Below are 16,556 nucleotides of genomic sequence, written 5' to 3'. Positions count from 1 at the left end.
AGGGGTGTTCCTTAAAATAAAGGGACACCCTTTTGCGTTAATGCTTTCTTCTTTGTATAAAATCTAGTACAAAAGCTGTAACTAGTGAGGATGCAAGTCCTACTATACTCATGATGGTTAATAAAATATAAGCTATGTCTAAAAATCCTTCTGTAGAGGTTTTTGCAACATAGAAGGTATATACAGCAAGTAGAAACATTATTATAGAAGGTATATATTTAATAAATTTTCTTTTCTTGAAATAATGATTAAGCAATAAGGTTAGTAATGAAAAAATAACAAGGATTAAAATCAGAATAAATATAAATTTTTTCATATATAGCCTCCTTTTGCATTGCCCTTTATTTTAAATATATCATTATTATTAGGATTAATAAAGTAATTAGAATAATAAAAGTCCGTGGTATATTGTTGAATATTAGCCATGGATATTGAGGAAATTTTTATTAACAAATAATATTTAATATTGACATACAAATGTCATAAATAATGTATATAATAAAACCATAGTTAATAAACAAGTAACCCCCTTTACAAAGCAGCTGGTTAGTCCCCCTTTCCAGCTGCTTTTTTATTTTTTTGTGATGCCTAAATTATAATATTTATTGATAGATTATAAAAATTTTAAGAGCATTAAAAAATTTATAGCATATAAACTATTTTGCGTTAGTCTATGCTTATAAGTTATAATGAGTCAATAACATGGTATGAGGTTAAATAAAGAGAACTGTTAAAGGAAGGTGGAGTATATGTTTTTAACTAAGCCTACAGCATTAAAACCAGGAGATAAAGTAGCTGCCATCAGTTTATCTTGGGGAGGTGCAGGTGATGCTGATGTATTATGGAGATATGTGGTTGGAAAGAAAAGGCTAGAAGAAGAGTTTGGACTAAATGTAGTAGAGATGCCTAATACACTTAAAGGTTCAGATTATTTATATAATAATCCTGAAAAAAGAGCAGAAGATCTCATGGCAGCATTTTCGGATCCTACAATTAAAGCTATTTTTTCTTGCATTGGTGGTTATGAAAGCGTGAGGATGCTGCCTTATATTGACTATAATGTGATAAGAAATAATCCAAAGATTTTTATAGGATATTCTGATACTACAGTTACACATTTTATTTGCCTTAAAGCGGGACTATCAAGTTTTTATGGACCAGCTATTTTATCTGAATTTGCAGAGAATGTTAAAATGTTTGATTATACTAAGCACTGGATAGAAAAGAGTCTCTTTGATAATACTGCTATAGGTGGCATAGAATCCTCTCCTATATGGACAAGTGAGTATTTACCTTGGGAAGAAAAGAATAAATTTATACAGAGAGAAACACATAAAAATGCAGGATATGAATTATTACAAGGCAAAGGTAAGGTACAAGGACATTTAATTGGAGGCTGCATGGAAGTACTAGAAATGTTAAAAGGAACTGAGGTGTGGCCTGAGCTAAAAACTTGGGAAAACAGCATATTATTCTTTGAAACCTCGGAAGATAAACCTAGTCCAACCTACGTTGAGTATTGGTTACGTAGTTATGGTTCTATGGAAATTTTGCAGAAGGCTAAGGGTATAATTTTTGGTAAACCTTATGATAATCTTTATTATGAAGAATATAAAAAAGTAATCATAAAGGTTATAAGAGAAGAATTAAAACTCTATGATTTGCCCATTTTGTATAATATGAATTTTGGTCACACTGCGCCTATGAATGTATTACCCTATGGAGCTATGGCGGAAATTAATTGTTCAACACAGAGCTTTAGTATTATAGAATCAGGTGTGATATAATTTTACTATCAAGAAAGATTTGTACTATAAAATAATTTTTAGTAGCACTTATATATGACAAACTTATGTCATATATAAGTGCTATAATTATTCTAAGGTGATGAATATGAAAATAAATAGGCTCATTGAGATAACGGTATTACTTCTTAACAGAAAAATTATAACTTCAAAAGAACTGGCTGAAAGATTTGGAGTTTCCACAAGGACTATTTATAGAGACATTGAAGAATTATCCGCAGCTGGAGTTCCGGTTTATATGAGTAAAGGAAATGGGGGAGGCATATCTCTTCTTGAGAATTACTCTGTAAGTAGTGCTATTTTATCTAAGGAAGATAAGGAAAGTTTAATTTTGGCCCTAAAGACTTTAGAGGCAACAAGATATCCTAAAATTAAGTCAGCTATTGAAAGATTTAGCAGCATCTTTAATGATGACAAAATAGAAGATTGGGTGCAAGTAGACTTTTCACAATGGGGCAGCAATCCAAACGACAATGATAAGTTTATAAATATAAGGGAGGCTATACTTAAAAGATTAGTTATTAATTTTGATTATATAAATAGCCTTGGTGATACGAGCAATAGGAGTATTGAACCCATGAAGCTTATGTATAAGGCACAGGCATGGTATCTATATGGTTATTGCAGAGGAAAAAAGGATTTTCGAGTTTTTAGAATTTCAAGAATTAAAAAGCTTACTTTTACAGGTGAATCCTATGAGAGAAGAGAGACCCAAACTACGCATATCTTAGAGTATAATGAACTACCTAAAAACATGGTTACTTTAAGGCTTAGGTTTAAGGCTAAAGCTCTATATAGGGCGTTTGATGATTTTGATAATAAACTAATAGTTAAGAATGAAGATAATACCTACGATGTAGAAGTTAGTTTTCCAGAGGATGAGTGGGTATATGGATATATACTTTCTTTTGGAGCATATGTTGAAGTGTTAGAACCAGCTCATATAAAGGAAAATATCGTAAATAGAATGAAAGAAGCAATAAATATTTATCATAAGTAAATTTTAATATGACAAACTATTGTCATATTAGCTTAATTATAATTATAGTATAGTTTTAAACTAAATGAGGATGAGCTAGGAGGAAAATTTATGGAAGATAAGAGGGATTATAAAAAGATATTCAAAGAACTATATAGCCAGTCTGAAAAGGAGATATCTATATTGGAGGTACCAAGATTTAACTACCTTATGATAAAGGGTAATGGCAATCCAAATACCTCAAAGGAATACGAAGACGCTGTACAAGCATTGTTCAGTGTTTCTTATGGCATTAAATTTATGATTAAAAAAAGTGAGTTAAAAATTAATTATGGAGTAATGCCTTTAGAGGGCTTATGGTGGACCGAAGATATGAAGGATTTTTCTATATATAATAAAGATATATGGAAGTGGTGTGCCATGATAATGCAGCCAGATGTGGTTACAGAAAATTATGTAAGTAAAGCATTAGATGAGATAGCTAAAAAGAAACAATTAAATTCACTTTCTAAGATAGAGTACAAGGAACATGAGGAAGGTATTGTTGCTCAAATTATGCATATTGGTCCCTATGCTGATGAAGCACCTACTATAGAGAGACTTCACAGTTTTATTGATGGAAAGGGATATAAGCTTAAAGGTCTGCACCATGAGATATATTTAAATGACCCAAGAAAATGTGCTCCAGAAAAAATGAAAACAATAATCCGTCAGCCTATTGAGAAGATATAAGTGATTATTAATATATTTTTAGAGTTGAAAGGGATGTTAACATGAATTTTATTACTTTGAATAAAGAAAATATAAAGGATGAACATATATGCTGTGCTATTTCAGATAAAAAGTGCAAACAGGGCTATGAGAATAAAAAACTATGGCTTAAGGAACAAATAGAAAAAGGGTATGTGTTTACAAAATTAGACGAGAGGGCTAAGGTGTTCATAGAGTATTGTCCTTCAGAAATAGCCTATCTTCCCATAGATGCACCTAATTATATGGTAGTAAACTGCTTTTGGGTATCTGGCAAATATTCAGGAAAAGGCTATGGAAAGCAATTATTAGATCAATGTATAAATGCTTCTATAAAAGATGGCAAGGATGGTATAGTTACTTTATGTAGTGATAAGAAAAGACCTTATATCAGCGATAAAAAATTTTTTATTAAATATGGATTTTCAGTGATAGATAAAGCTAAGCCTTATTTTGAATTGCTATATCTAAAGCTTAAGGAGGAGGCTGATGATCCAAAATTTTTACCTTCTGTGAGAGAGGGGATTTGTGATGATAATGGAGGGTTTAAAATTTATTATTCCGATGCCTGCCCTTTTACTGATTACTATGTGAATGTTCTTCAAAAGGACATAGCAAAGGATAATAATTGCACATATGAGGCTATTAAGTTAGTTAATAGAGAAGATGCTAGACATAATCCCTGTGCTTATACTAATTACTCTCTTTTCTATAAAGGAAAGTTTATTACTCATGAGATTAATCCTAAGAAATTTAAAAGTATAATAGATCAGATATAAAAACAGGCTGTATTTTTATAAATAAAAGGTTAGGCTAAGATAATAAACTTTTGCCTAGCCTTTTTTATTTTATTATATGTTATAATATAATAGTCTTAAGGAAGGTTTATGTAAATCAGATAACTTAAGTAATGCTTTAATGAAAGGCAGAATAAGGAGGAAACTCATGAAAAGTTTTATAAATTTTTTAAAAGGAATTGCAATTAGCGTGTCCACATTAGTTCCAGGAGTGAGTGGAGGAACCATGGCAATAATTTTAGGAGTATATGATAATTTAATACATGCCATAGGTTCGTTTTTTGAAAATTGGAAAAAACATAGTATTTTACTCATAGAGATAGGATTAGGGGGACTTGTAGGACTTCTATTATTTAGTCGAATTGTAGAGAAAGCTCTTAATACCTATCCTATACAGATGGGATTTTTCTTTATTGGAGTAGTAGCTGGAGGAGTGCCAGTACTTTACAAGAGAGCCACTTCTGGCGAAAAGAAAAAAAGTGATTTCTTATTTCTCATTATAGGACTTATAATAGCGCTGCTTATGTCTCTTGAACCAGAAGCTACAAGTGCCATGGCTACAGCTGGAGGAAGTAAGGGATTTATATTTTTAATCATTGCAGGCATTATAATTGCTGTTGCATTGATACTTCCTGGAATTAGTGGTTCTTTCATGCTACTTATTTTAGGACTCTATGATGTGACATTAAATGCTATTAATACATTTAATGTACCATTTTTAATACCCTTAGGTATTGGAGTTATTATTGGAACTATAGCCACAACTAAGACTATAGAAACACTTTTGAAAAAATATCCAGGTAAAACCTATATGTTAATATTAGGTTTTGTACTAGGATCGGTGCTGCCCATATATCCTGGAATGCCAAATGGATTTCAAGCAATTTGGTCCATATTATCTCTAGCTATTGGATTTGCACTTATATTTTGGATGGGCAAGAAAGAGTTTTAAAAAACTTTCCATATTGTTTGTAATTATTATTTGTGGATATTATTTATAATTTTTAAAATTTTCAAAAAATTAATAAATGCCATATTTATTTTTTGAAAAAACTATGTATAATTATATTTATAAATTCACAAAATTCTGGGAGGTGTAGATTTATGAAAAAATACCCAGACATTAATATTAAGCTTAAAAATTTAAGTGCAAAAATTGAATTACTGAGAAATACTTTAAATGAAACTTATATTAATGAAAATGTGGACTTCGATCAAAAACTAAGAGTTAGCATGGAAATGGACAAGCTTCTTAACAAGTATAATAAGCTATATGACAGTATATGTAACGAAAAAAGAATAATGAATTATAATTTAGGTGAGCTTGCGTTATGCAAAGACTAAGGTTTATTGAATATATATTGTATTTAAAGGTCTTAAAATTTCTAGATTTAAGGAATTTTAAGACCTTTAACTTTATAATCATATTAGCACTTGTTTCTCCGTACTCACTAACAAATATTAGACACTATAAATTAATTGTTCTATAATGGAAATATCACTATGGTTTAACTATTTAAATACATCGATATTCGTGAAGAGGGGAATGGCATGGGGAGATTATTAGAAAGTAAACTGAACTATAAAAAGGTTTTGAAAAGCTTTTTTATATTTTTTATTCCAGTAATTATAATATTTATATGTGTTTTTATTTTAATCTATAATTGGCAAAACCATAATAGTATAGAAAAAGTTAAAATAAAACAAAGTGAACAAGGGGAAATATTAAAGTATAATGTTCAGAATATGTTAAGCAGTGTTATTTCTGATATGGAAATAATAAGGCAATCTAATGATATTACTGATTATTTAGAAAATCAGACTTTGAACAGTAAGTTAAGTATGGATAATATGTTCTACAGATTTGCTGTTAATAAAAAAATATATAACCAAGTGAGATTTTTAGATTTAAAGGGTAAGGAGATAAGTAGAACTGACTTAAACAATGAAAAAGCCTCTATTATTTTAGATGAAAACCTTCAAAATAAAAGAGAGAGCTACTATTTTAAAGAAATAGAAAAATGCGCTGAAAATGAAATATATATATCTCCCTTTGATTTAAATTTGGAGAATGGTAACATAGGAGAGCCTAAAAAACCTATCATAAGATTTGGAATGCCTGTATACTTAAATCATGAAAAAAAAGGATACATTGTTTTAAGCTATTTTGGACAAAAAATATTAGACCAAATAAAAAAATTCGAAGATAATAATAAAGAATTTAGATTCATATTAGTAAATAATACTGGCGGATACATAAAAAGCGGCCTTGAGAGCAAGGATTGGAGCTTTATGAACAATAAAAGTCAGATTTCACTAAGCAATGAAATACCTGATTTGTGGGAAAAGGTAAAAAATAATAGTCAGGGCCATTATAAAGATAATAAAAACCTATATTATTTTTGCAACATAAGTCCTGTTAAATTTGATGCAAATAATATTATAAAACTTTTTAATGCTGATAGCAGTTGGAATTTAGTTATTGACTATCCTTTAAGCAATTTACTTCCTTCCGTTAATTCAGAGCTCAATACTATAATTGTTTTAAGCTCTATAACCTTTCTTTTAGTTATTATAGTAGTTTTTATTGCAGCCATAATAAATTATTATAAGGATGAAGCTTCAGAAAAAGTTGAGCTAGCTTTTACGGTATTTGAGAATGCCAATGAAGCTATCTTAGTTACAGATGAGCAAACAAAGATTATATATGTTAATAAGTCTTTTACTAGGATTACTGGCTTTACAAAGGGAGAAGTGTTAGGTAATAAAACCTCTTCTTTTAAGTCAGGTAGGCATGACCGAAAGTTTTATGAGGATATGTGGAATTCAATAAGTAGATTTGGAAGATGGCAGGGAGAAATATGGGACAGAAAGAAGAATGGAGAGATATATCCTAAGTTTTTAACTATAAATACTTTAAAAATTGGCGATAAGCTTCAATACATAGGCGTATTTCAGGATATGACCAAAATGAAAAAGGATGAAAATCACATAAATAAATTAAGAAATTATGATGCCACTACAGGATTACCTAATCAGCAGTTTTTTATGAAATTATTGAATAGAACTTTAAATAAAGAGAGTAATAAGAGAAAAGCTATTATTTCTATTATAATAAGCAATTTTAATAGCATAAATGACATCCTTGGAGTTAAATATTCTAAGGAATTTATAGTTGAAATAGTAAATAGGATTAGCTTGGAAACTGCTGGAAAAGGAATAGTATCAAGAGTAGCAAAGGATGAATTTATGGTCTTAATAAACAGTGTCTCAAATGAGGATGAAATCGCTAGCATATGTTCTAAGATACTTAAATCTATAAAGAAGCCCTTGACTCTTGATGGTGTAGCAGTATTTTGCGAGGCTTCCATAGGTATTTCCTTAAGTCCTGAAAATTCTAACAGTGGTGAGGAATTAGTAGAGTTAGCTAATATAGCACGAAATTATGTTCAAGAGGAGAACTTAAATAGTTACAAATTTTATAGCCAAGGCTTAAAAGAAAATTACTTATATTACATAAAATTAGAATCTTTATTGAGAACGGCCTTAGAGAAAGAAGAATTTATTCTTCAATATCAGCCTCAAATAAATATTATCACTGGAAAAGTAGAAGGGGCCGAAGCACTTATAAGATGGAATAGTAAGGAGTTAGGAAGAATTCCACCAGATAAATTTATAAGTATTGCAGAAAAAACAGAGCTTATCATCCCTATAGGAGAGTGGGTAATAAGAGAAGCCATAAAAGAAGCCAAGCAATGGATAGCTGTAGGCTTTGAAGATATGGTGGTTTCTGTAAATATATCTCCTATTCAATTTAAAAAATCAGATATTGTTAAAACTATCGGAAAAATATTGAGCAGAGAAAACTTCCAAGCAAAAAATTTGGAGATTGAAATTACTGAAGGCATAGTGTTAGAGAATATAAGTGATATAAAAGAGACGCTGAGTAAACTAAAAGCTATGGGTGTGCGTATAGCTATAGATGATTTTGGTACAGGCTATTCCTCTTTAGGTTATTTAAGGGACTTACCCTTTGACAAGTTAAAAATAGACAGGCAGTTTATTAAGGATTATCCTATAAAAGACGATGGCGCTATAGCAAAGATAATTATTGATCTTTCTCATAGTTTGGGTTTAAAGGTTATTGCAGAGGGAGTAGAAACAGAAGAACAACTAGCTTTTATGAAAGCTGCTAATTGTGATGAGATTCAAGGATATTATTTTAGTCCTCCTATAGATTCTCACCAATATATAAATTATATACAGGAGGTTCAGGATGATAGCAACTATAGTTAATTCTTTAGCCATACTTATAGGTGGATTTATAGGTATATCTTTAAAAAAAGGTATACCAGAGAAGATAAGCGCAACGGTTATGCAAGGCTTAGCCCTTTGTGTATTATACATTGGAATATCAGGAGCTTTAAAGGGACAAAATGTAATGCTCATAATAATATCCGTGGTGTTAGGCTCTCTTGTGGGAGAAGCTATTGATATTGAAGAGAAATTAAGGAGCTTAGGAGAAGTAATAGAAAATAAGTTTAAAGGCAAAAAAGGAAAAATTTCAGAAGGCTTTGTAACTGCCAGCTTATTATTCTGTGTTGGAGCTATGGCTATTGTTGGTTCCTTAGAAAGCGGATTAAGTGGTGAGCATAAAACCTTATTTGCTAAATCTATTTTAGATGGAGTTTCTTCTATTATTTTTGCATCATCTCTTGGTATAGGAGTTATATTTTCCGCCTTTAGTGTCTTGGTTTATCAAGGAGCTATAACCTTAGGAGCATCATTTTTGACTCTTTTATTAACTCCAAATGTGATAAATGATATAACCTCTATAGGAAGCTTGCTTATTATTGGATTAAGCATTAATATGTTAAAAATAGGAAATATAAAAGTAGCAAATTTATTACCAGCAGTATTCATTCCTATTATTTATCAATTTATAAATATGATATTTTTTTAGTCAAAAGGAGACGAGCGTATGAAGAAATACAAAAGTTTAGTATTTATAATAGTATTTATGTTTATTTTTGGAGGATGTAGTTCTAATAAGGTGAAGGAATCTAAGGTGGAGCCAATAAAAGATGTTAAGGTGTTTATGCCTGAAGGATTACCAGCACTAACTATGACAAAAATGATGAAGGATTCTACAAAAATAAAAGATGTAAATATAATTTATGAGGTTCAGAGTACCTCGGATAATTTAGTGACAAAGGTTTTAAATAGTGAAGCGGATATAGCAGTAGTCCCTTCAAATTTAGCTGCACAAGCCTATAATAAAGGATTGAAATATGTGGTAGCAGGAACTGGTGGATGGGGATCCTTATATTTGATTTCCAATGAAAATGTAAAATCTTGGTCGGAATTAAAAGGCAAAGAAATTTATTCCATAGGCAAAGGACTAACTCCAGACATTATGTTTAGATATATATTAAACAGTAATAAAATAGATCCAGATAAGGACTTAAAAATAACCTATTTAAATGCGGCTACAGAGCTGGCTCCTGCATTTATTTCAGGCAAAAGTACTCTATGTGTAATTCCAGAGCCTATGCTGACTACAGTAATGATGAAAAAGACTGATACAAAAATATTATTCGACTTAAATAAGGAATGGATTAATCTAACGGGAAGTAAACTTGGATATCCTCAATCCACTCTTATAATAAAAAAGGAGCTTGTAGAAAAAAACAAGGCTTTTGTAGATGAGTTTATAAAAACTTATGATGAAAGTATTAACTGGGCTAATAATAACAGGGATAAACTTGGAAGTTACATAGAAGAGCTCAAATTAAATATAAACAAATCCGTAGCAGAAAAGGCTCTAGATAGGGCTAATCTAAAATTTGTGAGCTCAAAGGACTCTAGAGAAGATTATGAAAAATATTATAATGTATTGCAAAGCTTTGAGCCTAAATCCATAGGAGGAAAAGTTCCTGATGAAGGATTATTTTTGTACAAATAAGAAGTATTCCCTAATATCTATAGTGATGATACTTGTAATATGGCAGGTGGGCGCTATAGTAATTAATAATGAAATCATTGTGCCTAAGATAGAAACCACTTTATTAAGTCTAGGAGAAATAGTAAATAAAGGAGATATAATTTTAGTAATTAGCTCCACTTTATTAAGAAGCTTTTTAAGCTTCTTAATTTCTCTTTTTTTTGCAGTTATGCTAGGAGTTCTGGGTGGACTTTTTGAAAAGTTTCATTATATGTTATTGCCCCTTTTATCTGTATTTAAATCTCTTCCTACCATGGGAATTATAATTTTAGCATTAATATGGCTAGATACGGACAAAGCGCCAATATTCATAGGATTTATAATTACTTTTCCTATATTGTATGGAAGCATAGTTACCAGTATAAAAAACATGGATACTAATCTTATCAATATGTGTAAGGTTTATAAAGTAAGTAAGGCTGCAATAGTTAAGGAGGTTTATATTCCTCATATATATTATTATGTAGCAGATACCTTCGCTACAGTGCTAGGCCTTACCATAAAAGTAGTTATAGCAGGAGAAGTGGTGGGGCAGGCGAAGAACTCTATAGGCGGATATATTCAGTTAGAAAAAGTATATTTAAATACCTCTGGGGTATTTGCTTGGATGATTATTGTGGTATTACTGAATTTTTTAATTGATTTAGTTTTAAACAGCATTATTTCTCATACTGTAAAATGGAAGTGATTTTATTGAGTTTTTATTTGCATAATATTACAAAAAACTATGAAGATCTAAAAGTATTAGATGGCATAAATCTTAATGTAGAAAGGTTGAAAATAAACTGCATTTTAGGACCCTCAGGCTGTGGAAAAACCACTTTGCTAAAGCTTATTTCTGGAATTTTAGAACCCGATGAAGGCTGTATAGAAAAAATAAAAGGTGAGATAAGCTATATTTTTCAAGAAGATAATCTTATTCCTTGGAAAACTGTCTATGATAATATTGACTTTGTGCTAAAGAATAAGCTGAAGAGCAGTGAAAGGAAAATAATAATAAATACCTACTTAGAAAATTTAGATATGAAGGAATATAGCCACTTTTATCCTAGTAAATTAAGTGGTGGAATGAGGCAAAAGGTAAGCATAGGCAGAGCCTTTGCTTATAATTCAGAATTATTAATAATGGACGAACCCTTTAAGTCCTTAGATTTAAATTCGAAAAATATTATAATAAAGGATTTTTTAAAACTTCAAAAATTGTATCCTAAAACCGTAATATTAGTAACTCATGATGTGGAAGAAGCCTGTATCTTAGGAGATAGGATATTTATACTTAGCAATAAGCCTACTAAAATAAAAAAAGAGATTATAAATACTACTAAATTAGAAAATTCCATAGAAAATAGTCAGGATTTTAAAAGCTTAAAGGAGGAAATAGAGAGTTTATTGATTCTTTGATTCTAATATTAATTCTTGTAGCAAATTTATATTATGCTCTAAGGCTAAATTCTCCTTTAATACTGCATTTTTTTCATGCTCACACTCTAAGTTTTCTTTTGATATTTTTTTTAGTTCTGTTTCTAACAGGTTATTTTGCTCTATAAGCTCTTTTATTTTGTTATCATAGGAACTGTCTATAGTTTTTTTAGATTTAAATATTAAATCTAAATTCTTAAGTATTTTCATTGTATATTGCTTTATAACTTTAGCTGTATGTAAAATAAATTCAGTTATTGCTTCAAGGATTTTATTTATGATTTCCATTCAAAACCCCCCTAATAAATAATAAGGATTATATGTTCAATAATAATACAAAAGATATTAAACAGTAAAGAGATTTTTGTTACTTATAGGAGACTGTGAAAAAAGGTACTCTATAGGTTTCGCTACACCGCGCGTGGAGTCCCACCAGCGGTCCGCGAAAAAGAGCACCTATGTTTTTCACATCCTCCTATAGGGAACATTGAAGGGAGGAAGTGTTATTAATAAAAATTTTAATAATAAATTCCAACACTTTTATACTAGAATAAAAGAAAAAGAATTTTTGAATTTAATAGAAAAGAATAAAGACCTAAACGAAAGGTTAATAAAAGATAAAAAATCCTTAAAGGAGAATAGAGATAGCTTAAATATTCTACTGCAGGAAAATAAATCTTTAAAACTACAATATGAGACTTTAACATCATTACTCCATAAGCAGGGGGTAAATTTTAATATAAGAAATAGAAATTTGAAACTACAAGAATGGGAGAATTTATTTTTCAATAAAAAAAATAGTACTTATTACTTAATTACCAAAAGTGAGGATGAGGTTTATATTATAAATAGCCGATATAACCAGGTCATTGAAGATGTAATTTTACAATATCAATATAGTCTAGTTATTACAAGAATTGATGGAGATAATATTAAAATTAATTTTAGAATAACAGGAGAAAGAGCTGATTAAACAGCTCTTAACCTTCTTTATATTGAAGCTTATACAGATTATAGTACAAGCCTTCTTTTTTCATTAAAGCTTCATGACTGCCTTCCTCTCTTATTTTCCCTTTATGAAGAACTATGATTTTATTACAATTTTTTATAGTAGAAAGTCTGTGAGCTACTATAATTGTAGTTCTATCCTTAGTTATTTTTTCTAAGGCATCTTGTATAAGAACTTCTGTCTCTGTATCTATATTAGAGGTAGCCTCATCTAGCACAAGAATTGGAGGATTAAAGGCAATAGCTCTAGCAAAAGCGATAAGCTGTCTTTGACCTTGGGAGAAGGTTGTACCCCTTTCGTTTACAGGAGAATTATATTTTTCGGGAAGCTTTTCGATAAATCTATCTGCATTAACATATTTACAGGCATCCATAACAGATTCTTCAGATATAGTATTATCATTTAATCTTACATTACTTTTTATATCACCAGTGAAAAGAAACACATCTTGAAGTACTGTGGCGATATTCTTTCTTAATAGCTCTTTTTTCATGCTTCTTATGTCTATACCGTCTATTAAAATCTCTCCCTTTTGAATATCATAAAGCCTTGTAATTAAGCTTATAATTGAGGTCTTACCTGCTCCTGTGGCCCCTACAAAAGCTACTTTTTCTCCTTTTTTGATTTTGAAGCTTACATCTCTTAAGACCCAGTCTTCATCATTATAAGCAAACCAAACATTTTTAAACTCTATGTCTCCTTGAAGTCTTTCTAGAAGTACAGGATTTTCGGGATTTTTAATAATGCTGTCGTTATCCATTAAGTCAAAAATCCTTTCAGAGGAGGCCATGGCTGACTGAAGGATATCATATTTTTCAGTTAAATCAAATATGGGCTGAAAAAACATGGTAATATAATTTACAAATGCAAAGACCACGCCAAATTCTAGTTCGTTACTTATAACTTTAATTCCGCCAAACCAGATTAACAGGGCCATGGTTAAAGAGGATAAAAGCTCAATAGTAGGCCTAAATATTGCAAAAACTGTAAGCTGTTCTAAATTTGCTTTTTTATAATCATTATTTATCTTATCAAATTCCTTAAATTTCTTTTCTTCTTTGCTATAGATTTGCACTACCTTCATACCGGATATATTCTCAGATAAAAAGGCATTGATTTTAGATAATCGCTCTCTTACTTTTCTATAGGCTGCTCTATCATATTTTTTAAATAATATTGCAGTTACAAAAATTATGGGCATAGTTATTAGGGATATAAGAGCTAGTTTAACATTTAATAAAAGCATGGCTATTAATATACCTGATAACATGAATATGTCTTTTATTAGATATATCAATACTCCAGTATACATTTCATTTAAGGTTTGTACATCGTTGGTGAGTCTTGTAACCAATTTTCCCACAGGAGTCTTATCAAAAAAGGAGAGATTTAAAGACTCTATATGTTTAAATAGTTGTTCTCTAATATTAAAAATAATCTTTTGTCCAGTAAATTGCAGCATATAAATTTGAATATAATTTATAATAAATGCTAGTATATAGCTAATAAGAATGACAATTACAATCTTTGTTAAGCCATTAAGGTCTTTTGAGCGTAAAGCCTTAATTTCTTCCTTAGCAAGTTGTTTGTATATATTATAGCTATAGCTTCCTTGATATACTTTATTATCTTCTTTAATTTTAAAAGTAGCATTATGATTTACTTCGCCTTCTACTAAATAAACTTTTTTTTCATAGTATACTAAAGAATAGGTATTTGAATTATCTTTAGTTGCATCATCCTTACCAATAAAGTACAGTTCTCCTATTTTTACAGAGTGTTCTATTTTTAAGTTACTTGCTACATAGTTTTTTCTAAAGCCATTTAAATCTTCATCAATAACATTTTTTATTAAAGCGGGCCTTACCAAGCCTATAACAGTGGATAGGACCATTAAGATTATTACTACAAAAAAGTAAGGTCTATAAGGTTTAGCAAATTTTAAAAGGCGTTTCATCAATTTTGAGTCATATTGTTTAGAAAGAATCTCTTCTTGTTCAAAATTATCCATAGCTAAACTTCACCTTCTTCCTGTATTTTTTGTTCAATCAATTGCTTTTCATAAATGCTAAAATAAAGACCTTTGTTATATAAAAGTTCCTCATGAGTTCCTTCTTCAATAATTTTTCCTTCATCTAAGACTATTATATTATCACTGTCTTTGACTGCTGATATCCTATGAGATATTATTATAGAGGTCTTGTCCTTCATGATGGATTTTAAGTTGTCTAAAATTCTCACCTCTGTTTTAGCATCTACTGCAGATAAGCAATCGTCTAGAATCAATATTTCAGGATCTTTAATTAGTGCTCTAGCTATGGATACTCTCTGTTTCTGTCCACCAGATAGCGTTACGCCTCGTTCACCAACCAAGGTTTCAAATTTCTTTGGAAAATCTATTATATTATCATATATATCAGAGTTTATAGCAGCTTTATGAACTTCATCCATATTAAGTGAGTCCTTAGCTAAATTTATGTTTTCCGCTATAGTAGAGGAAAATAGGAAGGGATCTGACACTAAACCAATGTTTTCTCTAAGAGTTTTTAGAGGGATTTTGTTAATGTCTATACCGTTTATGATTATTTTTCCTTCTTCCACAGCAAATAATTTCACCAATAAATTTATAAGTGTAGTTTTACCACTGCCAGTTCTTCCTACAATGCCTAAGGTATGTCCTTTTTCTACTCTGATATTTATATGGTTTAGGGCGGCTATCTCAGTGCCAGGATAAGTGAAGGTTAAATCTCTTATTTCTACAACCCCATTTATAGAGGGGATATTGTGAGTAGCATTATCATATATCTCAGGTTTTTCCTGCAATACTGCTTCTAATCTTTCCAAGGAAGCAAATCCCCTTTGAATCACATTGATAACCCAACCTATAGCCATCATAGGCCAAATTAGCTGACCTAAGTACATATTAAAAGCTACGAAGTCACCGAGAGTGATCTCTCCATATATTACATAAAAGCCTCCTAAGGCAATAAATATTACAAAACCTAGAGAAGATATAAATTCAACTAAAGGATTCATAAGCCCCCAAAGCTTAGAAAATTTCATATTGGTATTAAAGTTATTTTGATTTTGCTTAGTAAATTTTTTAAATTCTTCTTCTTCCTGCACAAAAGACTTTATTATCCTTATACCAGAAAGATTTTCTTGAACCACATCTGTAAGCTCTGAAAAGGATTTTTGCACCTTTAAAAATCTTTTATGTATTCTTTTTCCAAATTTCGAAGCGGTAAGGGAGATAAATGGTAGAGGGATTAATGAAATTAGAGCTAGTTTGACATTTATGGTCAGCATAGTAATTATGGTAATAGCAGATAAGAAAAGGGAATCTATTATCATAACCACACCAAAGCCTAATGCCATAATCACTGCATTTAAATCGTTAGTAGCTAAAGCCATTAGGTCTCCGGTTTTATTTTTATTATAAAAATTAACTGAAAGTTTTTGTAAGTGACCAAAAAAACTATTTCTTAAATCATATTCAATATGTTTAGACGTGCCTACTATTAAAATCCTCCATACGAATCTACCTACAGCAGTTAAAATTGCAACTATAATGAATAGAGCAATATTCTTTAAAATAAAGCTTTTTTCCGCTTGTCCTGTTGAAAAGCTATCTGTAATTCTTCCTAATATTTTTGGCGGAACAAGATGGAGCGCATCTATTATGATAAGCACTAAAATACCGATTAAGTACTGTCTTTTATATTTTAATGCATATTTAAATAATGCTTTCAATTTATTCATTATTTGGACCCCCTTCCAAAAATTAATACTT

General features: G+C 30.2%; 16 protein-coding genes. 12 read left to right on the top strand and 4 right to left on the bottom strand.

What is annotated here, in order from left to right; genetic code table 11:
- Nucleotides 1–37: 37 nt before the first annotated feature.
- Nucleotides 38–316 (bottom strand): hypothetical protein, encoded by a 279-nt coding sequence (locus BN2665_RS16525; RefSeq protein ID WP_055668191.1) that lies wholly within the window; start codon nt 314–316, stop codon nt 38–40.
- 433 nt (nt 317–749) lie between these two features.
- Here BN2665_RS16525 and BN2665_RS16520 point away from each other — a divergent pair, with 433 nt between their 5' ends.
- The 11 genes from BN2665_RS16520 to BN2665_RS16470 all read left to right on the top strand — a co-directional run bounded on the left by BN2665_RS16520 (nt 750) and on the right by BN2665_RS16470 (nt 11,736).
- Nucleotides 750–1,787: a S66 family peptidase gene (locus BN2665_RS16520; protein WP_055668190.1), complete on the top strand. Its 1,038-nt coding sequence runs from the start codon at nt 750–752 to the stop codon at nt 1,785–1,787.
- 106 nt (nt 1,788–1,893) lie between these two features.
- On the top strand, nt 1,894–2,805 hold the full coding sequence (locus tag BN2665_RS16515; RefSeq protein ID WP_055668189.1) for a helix-turn-helix transcriptional regulator: 912 nt from the start codon (nt 1,894–1,896) through the stop codon (nt 2,803–2,805).
- Between the two features lie 90 nt (nt 2,806–2,895).
- Entirely contained in the window at nt 2,896–3,516 is a 621-nt protein-coding gene (locus BN2665_RS16510) for a GyrI-like domain-containing protein (RefSeq protein ID WP_055668188.1), read from the top strand.
- 41 nt (nt 3,517–3,557) lie between these two features.
- Nucleotides 3,558–4,313, top strand: coding sequence for a GNAT family N-acetyltransferase (locus BN2665_RS16505; RefSeq protein ID WP_055668187.1), 756 nt, complete (start codon nt 3,558–3,560; stop codon nt 4,311–4,313).
- A 166-nt stretch (nt 4,314–4,479) separates the two neighbouring features.
- Complete coding sequence (locus BN2665_RS16500) at nt 4,480–5,283, top strand: DUF368 domain-containing protein (protein ID WP_055668186.1); 804 nt, start codon at nt 4,480–4,482, stop codon at nt 5,281–5,283.
- Between the two features lie 152 nt (nt 5,284–5,435).
- Nucleotides 5,436–5,675 (top strand): aspartyl-phosphate phosphatase Spo0E family protein, encoded by a 240-nt coding sequence (locus BN2665_RS16495; RefSeq protein WP_055668185.1) that lies wholly within the window; start codon nt 5,436–5,438, stop codon nt 5,673–5,675.
- A 207-nt stretch (nt 5,676–5,882) separates the two neighbouring features.
- Nucleotides 5,883–8,627: a sensor domain-containing protein gene (locus tag BN2665_RS16490; protein WP_055668184.1), complete on the top strand. Its 2,745-nt coding sequence runs from the start codon at nt 5,883–5,885 to the stop codon at nt 8,625–8,627.
- Entirely contained in the window at nt 8,608–9,294 is a 687-nt protein-coding gene (locus BN2665_RS16485; RefSeq protein WP_055668183.1) for a DUF554 domain-containing protein, read from the top strand. Before BN2665_RS16490 ends, BN2665_RS16485 begins: the two co-directional genes overlap by 20 nt.
- An 18-nt stretch (nt 9,295–9,312) precedes the next feature.
- Nucleotides 9,313–10,296 carry an ABC transporter substrate-binding protein gene (locus BN2665_RS16480; protein WP_055668182.1) on the top strand — a complete coding sequence of 328 codons (984 nt, stop codon included), beginning with the start codon at nt 9,313–9,315 and terminating at the stop codon, nt 10,294–10,296.
- Nucleotides 10,271–11,023: an ABC transporter permease gene (locus BN2665_RS16475; protein ID WP_055668181.1), complete on the top strand. Its 753-nt coding sequence runs from the start codon at nt 10,271–10,273 to the stop codon at nt 11,021–11,023. The genes BN2665_RS16480 and BN2665_RS16475 overlap by 26 nt, the downstream gene beginning before the upstream one ends.
- A gap of 5 nt (nt 11,024–11,028) precedes the next feature.
- Entirely contained in the window at nt 11,029–11,736 is a 708-nt protein-coding gene (locus BN2665_RS16470; protein ID WP_423229863.1) for an ABC transporter ATP-binding protein, read from the top strand.
- Here BN2665_RS16470 and BN2665_RS16465 read toward each other — a convergent pair.
- Nucleotides 11,722–12,042 (bottom strand): hypothetical protein, encoded by a 321-nt coding sequence (locus tag BN2665_RS16465; protein ID WP_055668180.1) that lies wholly within the window; start codon nt 12,040–12,042, stop codon nt 11,722–11,724. The two genes, BN2665_RS16470 and BN2665_RS16465, sit on opposite strands and share 15 nt — an antisense overlap.
- Before the next feature lie 280 nt (nt 12,043–12,322).
- Between BN2665_RS16465 and BN2665_RS16460 the strand changes: the two genes are divergently transcribed.
- Complete coding sequence (locus BN2665_RS16460) at nt 12,323–12,727, top strand: hypothetical protein (protein WP_195892706.1); 405 nt, start codon at nt 12,323–12,325, stop codon at nt 12,725–12,727.
- 7 nt (nt 12,728–12,734) lie between these two features.
- Here BN2665_RS16460 and BN2665_RS16455 read toward each other — a convergent pair whose 3' ends face one another.
- Together BN2665_RS16455 and BN2665_RS16450 are read right to left on the bottom strand one after the other, a co-directional pair.
- Nucleotides 12,735–14,774: an ABC transporter ATP-binding protein gene (locus tag BN2665_RS16455; RefSeq protein ID WP_055668178.1), complete on the bottom strand. Its 2,040-nt coding sequence runs from the start codon at nt 14,772–14,774 to the stop codon at nt 12,735–12,737.
- Nucleotides 14,775–14,776: 2 nt separating this feature from the next.
- Nucleotides 14,777–16,525 (bottom strand): ABC transporter ATP-binding protein, encoded by a 1,749-nt coding sequence (locus BN2665_RS16450; RefSeq protein WP_055668177.1) that lies wholly within the window; start codon nt 16,523–16,525, stop codon nt 14,777–14,779.
- Nucleotides 16,526–16,556 lie beyond the last annotated feature (31 nt).

Source organism: Desnuesiella massiliensis, assembly GCF_001403615.1.
GTDB lineage: Bacteria > Bacillota > Clostridia > Clostridiales > Clostridiaceae > Desnuesiella > Desnuesiella massiliensis.
The sequence above is the reverse complement of the archived record's forward strand: the minus strand, read 5'-3'. Positions and strand labels throughout refer to the sequence as shown.

Excerpts from the sequence above, each read along its gene's own strand:
- BN2665_RS16495 (WP_055668185.1), top strand. The coding sequence starts at position 5,436 with ATGAAAAAATACCCAGACATTAATATTAAGCTTAAAAATTTAAGTGCA.
- BN2665_RS16500 (WP_055668186.1), top strand. The coding sequence starts at position 4,480 with ATGAAAAGTTTTATAAATTTTTTAAAAGGAATTGCAATTAGCGTGTCC.
- BN2665_RS16450 (WP_055668177.1), bottom strand. The coding sequence starts at position 16,525 with ATGAATAAATTGAAAGCATTATTTAAATATGCATTAAAATATAAAAGA.
- BN2665_RS16485 (WP_055668183.1), top strand. The coding sequence starts at position 8,608 with ATGATAGCAACTATAGTTAATTCTTTAGCCATACTTATAGGTGGATTT.
- BN2665_RS16480 (WP_055668182.1), top strand. The coding sequence starts at position 9,313 with ATGAAGAAATACAAAAGTTTAGTATTTATAATAGTATTTATGTTTATT.
- BN2665_RS16490 (WP_055668184.1), top strand. The coding sequence starts at position 5,883 with ATGGGGAGATTATTAGAAAGTAAACTGAACTATAAAAAGGTTTTGAAA.
- BN2665_RS16455 (WP_055668178.1), bottom strand. The coding sequence starts at position 14,774 with ATGGATAATTTTGAACAAGAAGAGATTCTTTCTAAACAATATGACTCA.
- BN2665_RS16465 (WP_055668180.1), bottom strand. The coding sequence starts at position 12,042 with ATGGAAATCATAAATAAAATCCTTGAAGCAATAACTGAATTTATTTTA.
- BN2665_RS16525 (WP_055668191.1), bottom strand. The coding sequence starts at position 316 with ATGAAAAAATTTATATTTATTCTGATTTTAATCCTTGTTATTTTTTCA.
- BN2665_RS16515 (WP_055668189.1), top strand. The coding sequence starts at position 1,894 with ATGAAAATAAATAGGCTCATTGAGATAACGGTATTACTTCTTAACAGA.
- BN2665_RS16520 (WP_055668190.1), top strand. The coding sequence starts at position 750 with ATGTTTTTAACTAAGCCTACAGCATTAAAACCAGGAGATAAAGTAGCT.
- BN2665_RS16475 (WP_055668181.1), top strand. The coding sequence starts at position 10,271 with ATGAAGGATTATTTTTGTACAAATAAGAAGTATTCCCTAATATCTATA.
- BN2665_RS16505 (WP_055668187.1), top strand. The coding sequence starts at position 3,558 with ATGAATTTTATTACTTTGAATAAAGAAAATATAAAGGATGAACATATA.
- BN2665_RS16510 (WP_055668188.1), top strand. The coding sequence starts at position 2,896 with ATGGAAGATAAGAGGGATTATAAAAAGATATTCAAAGAACTATATAGC.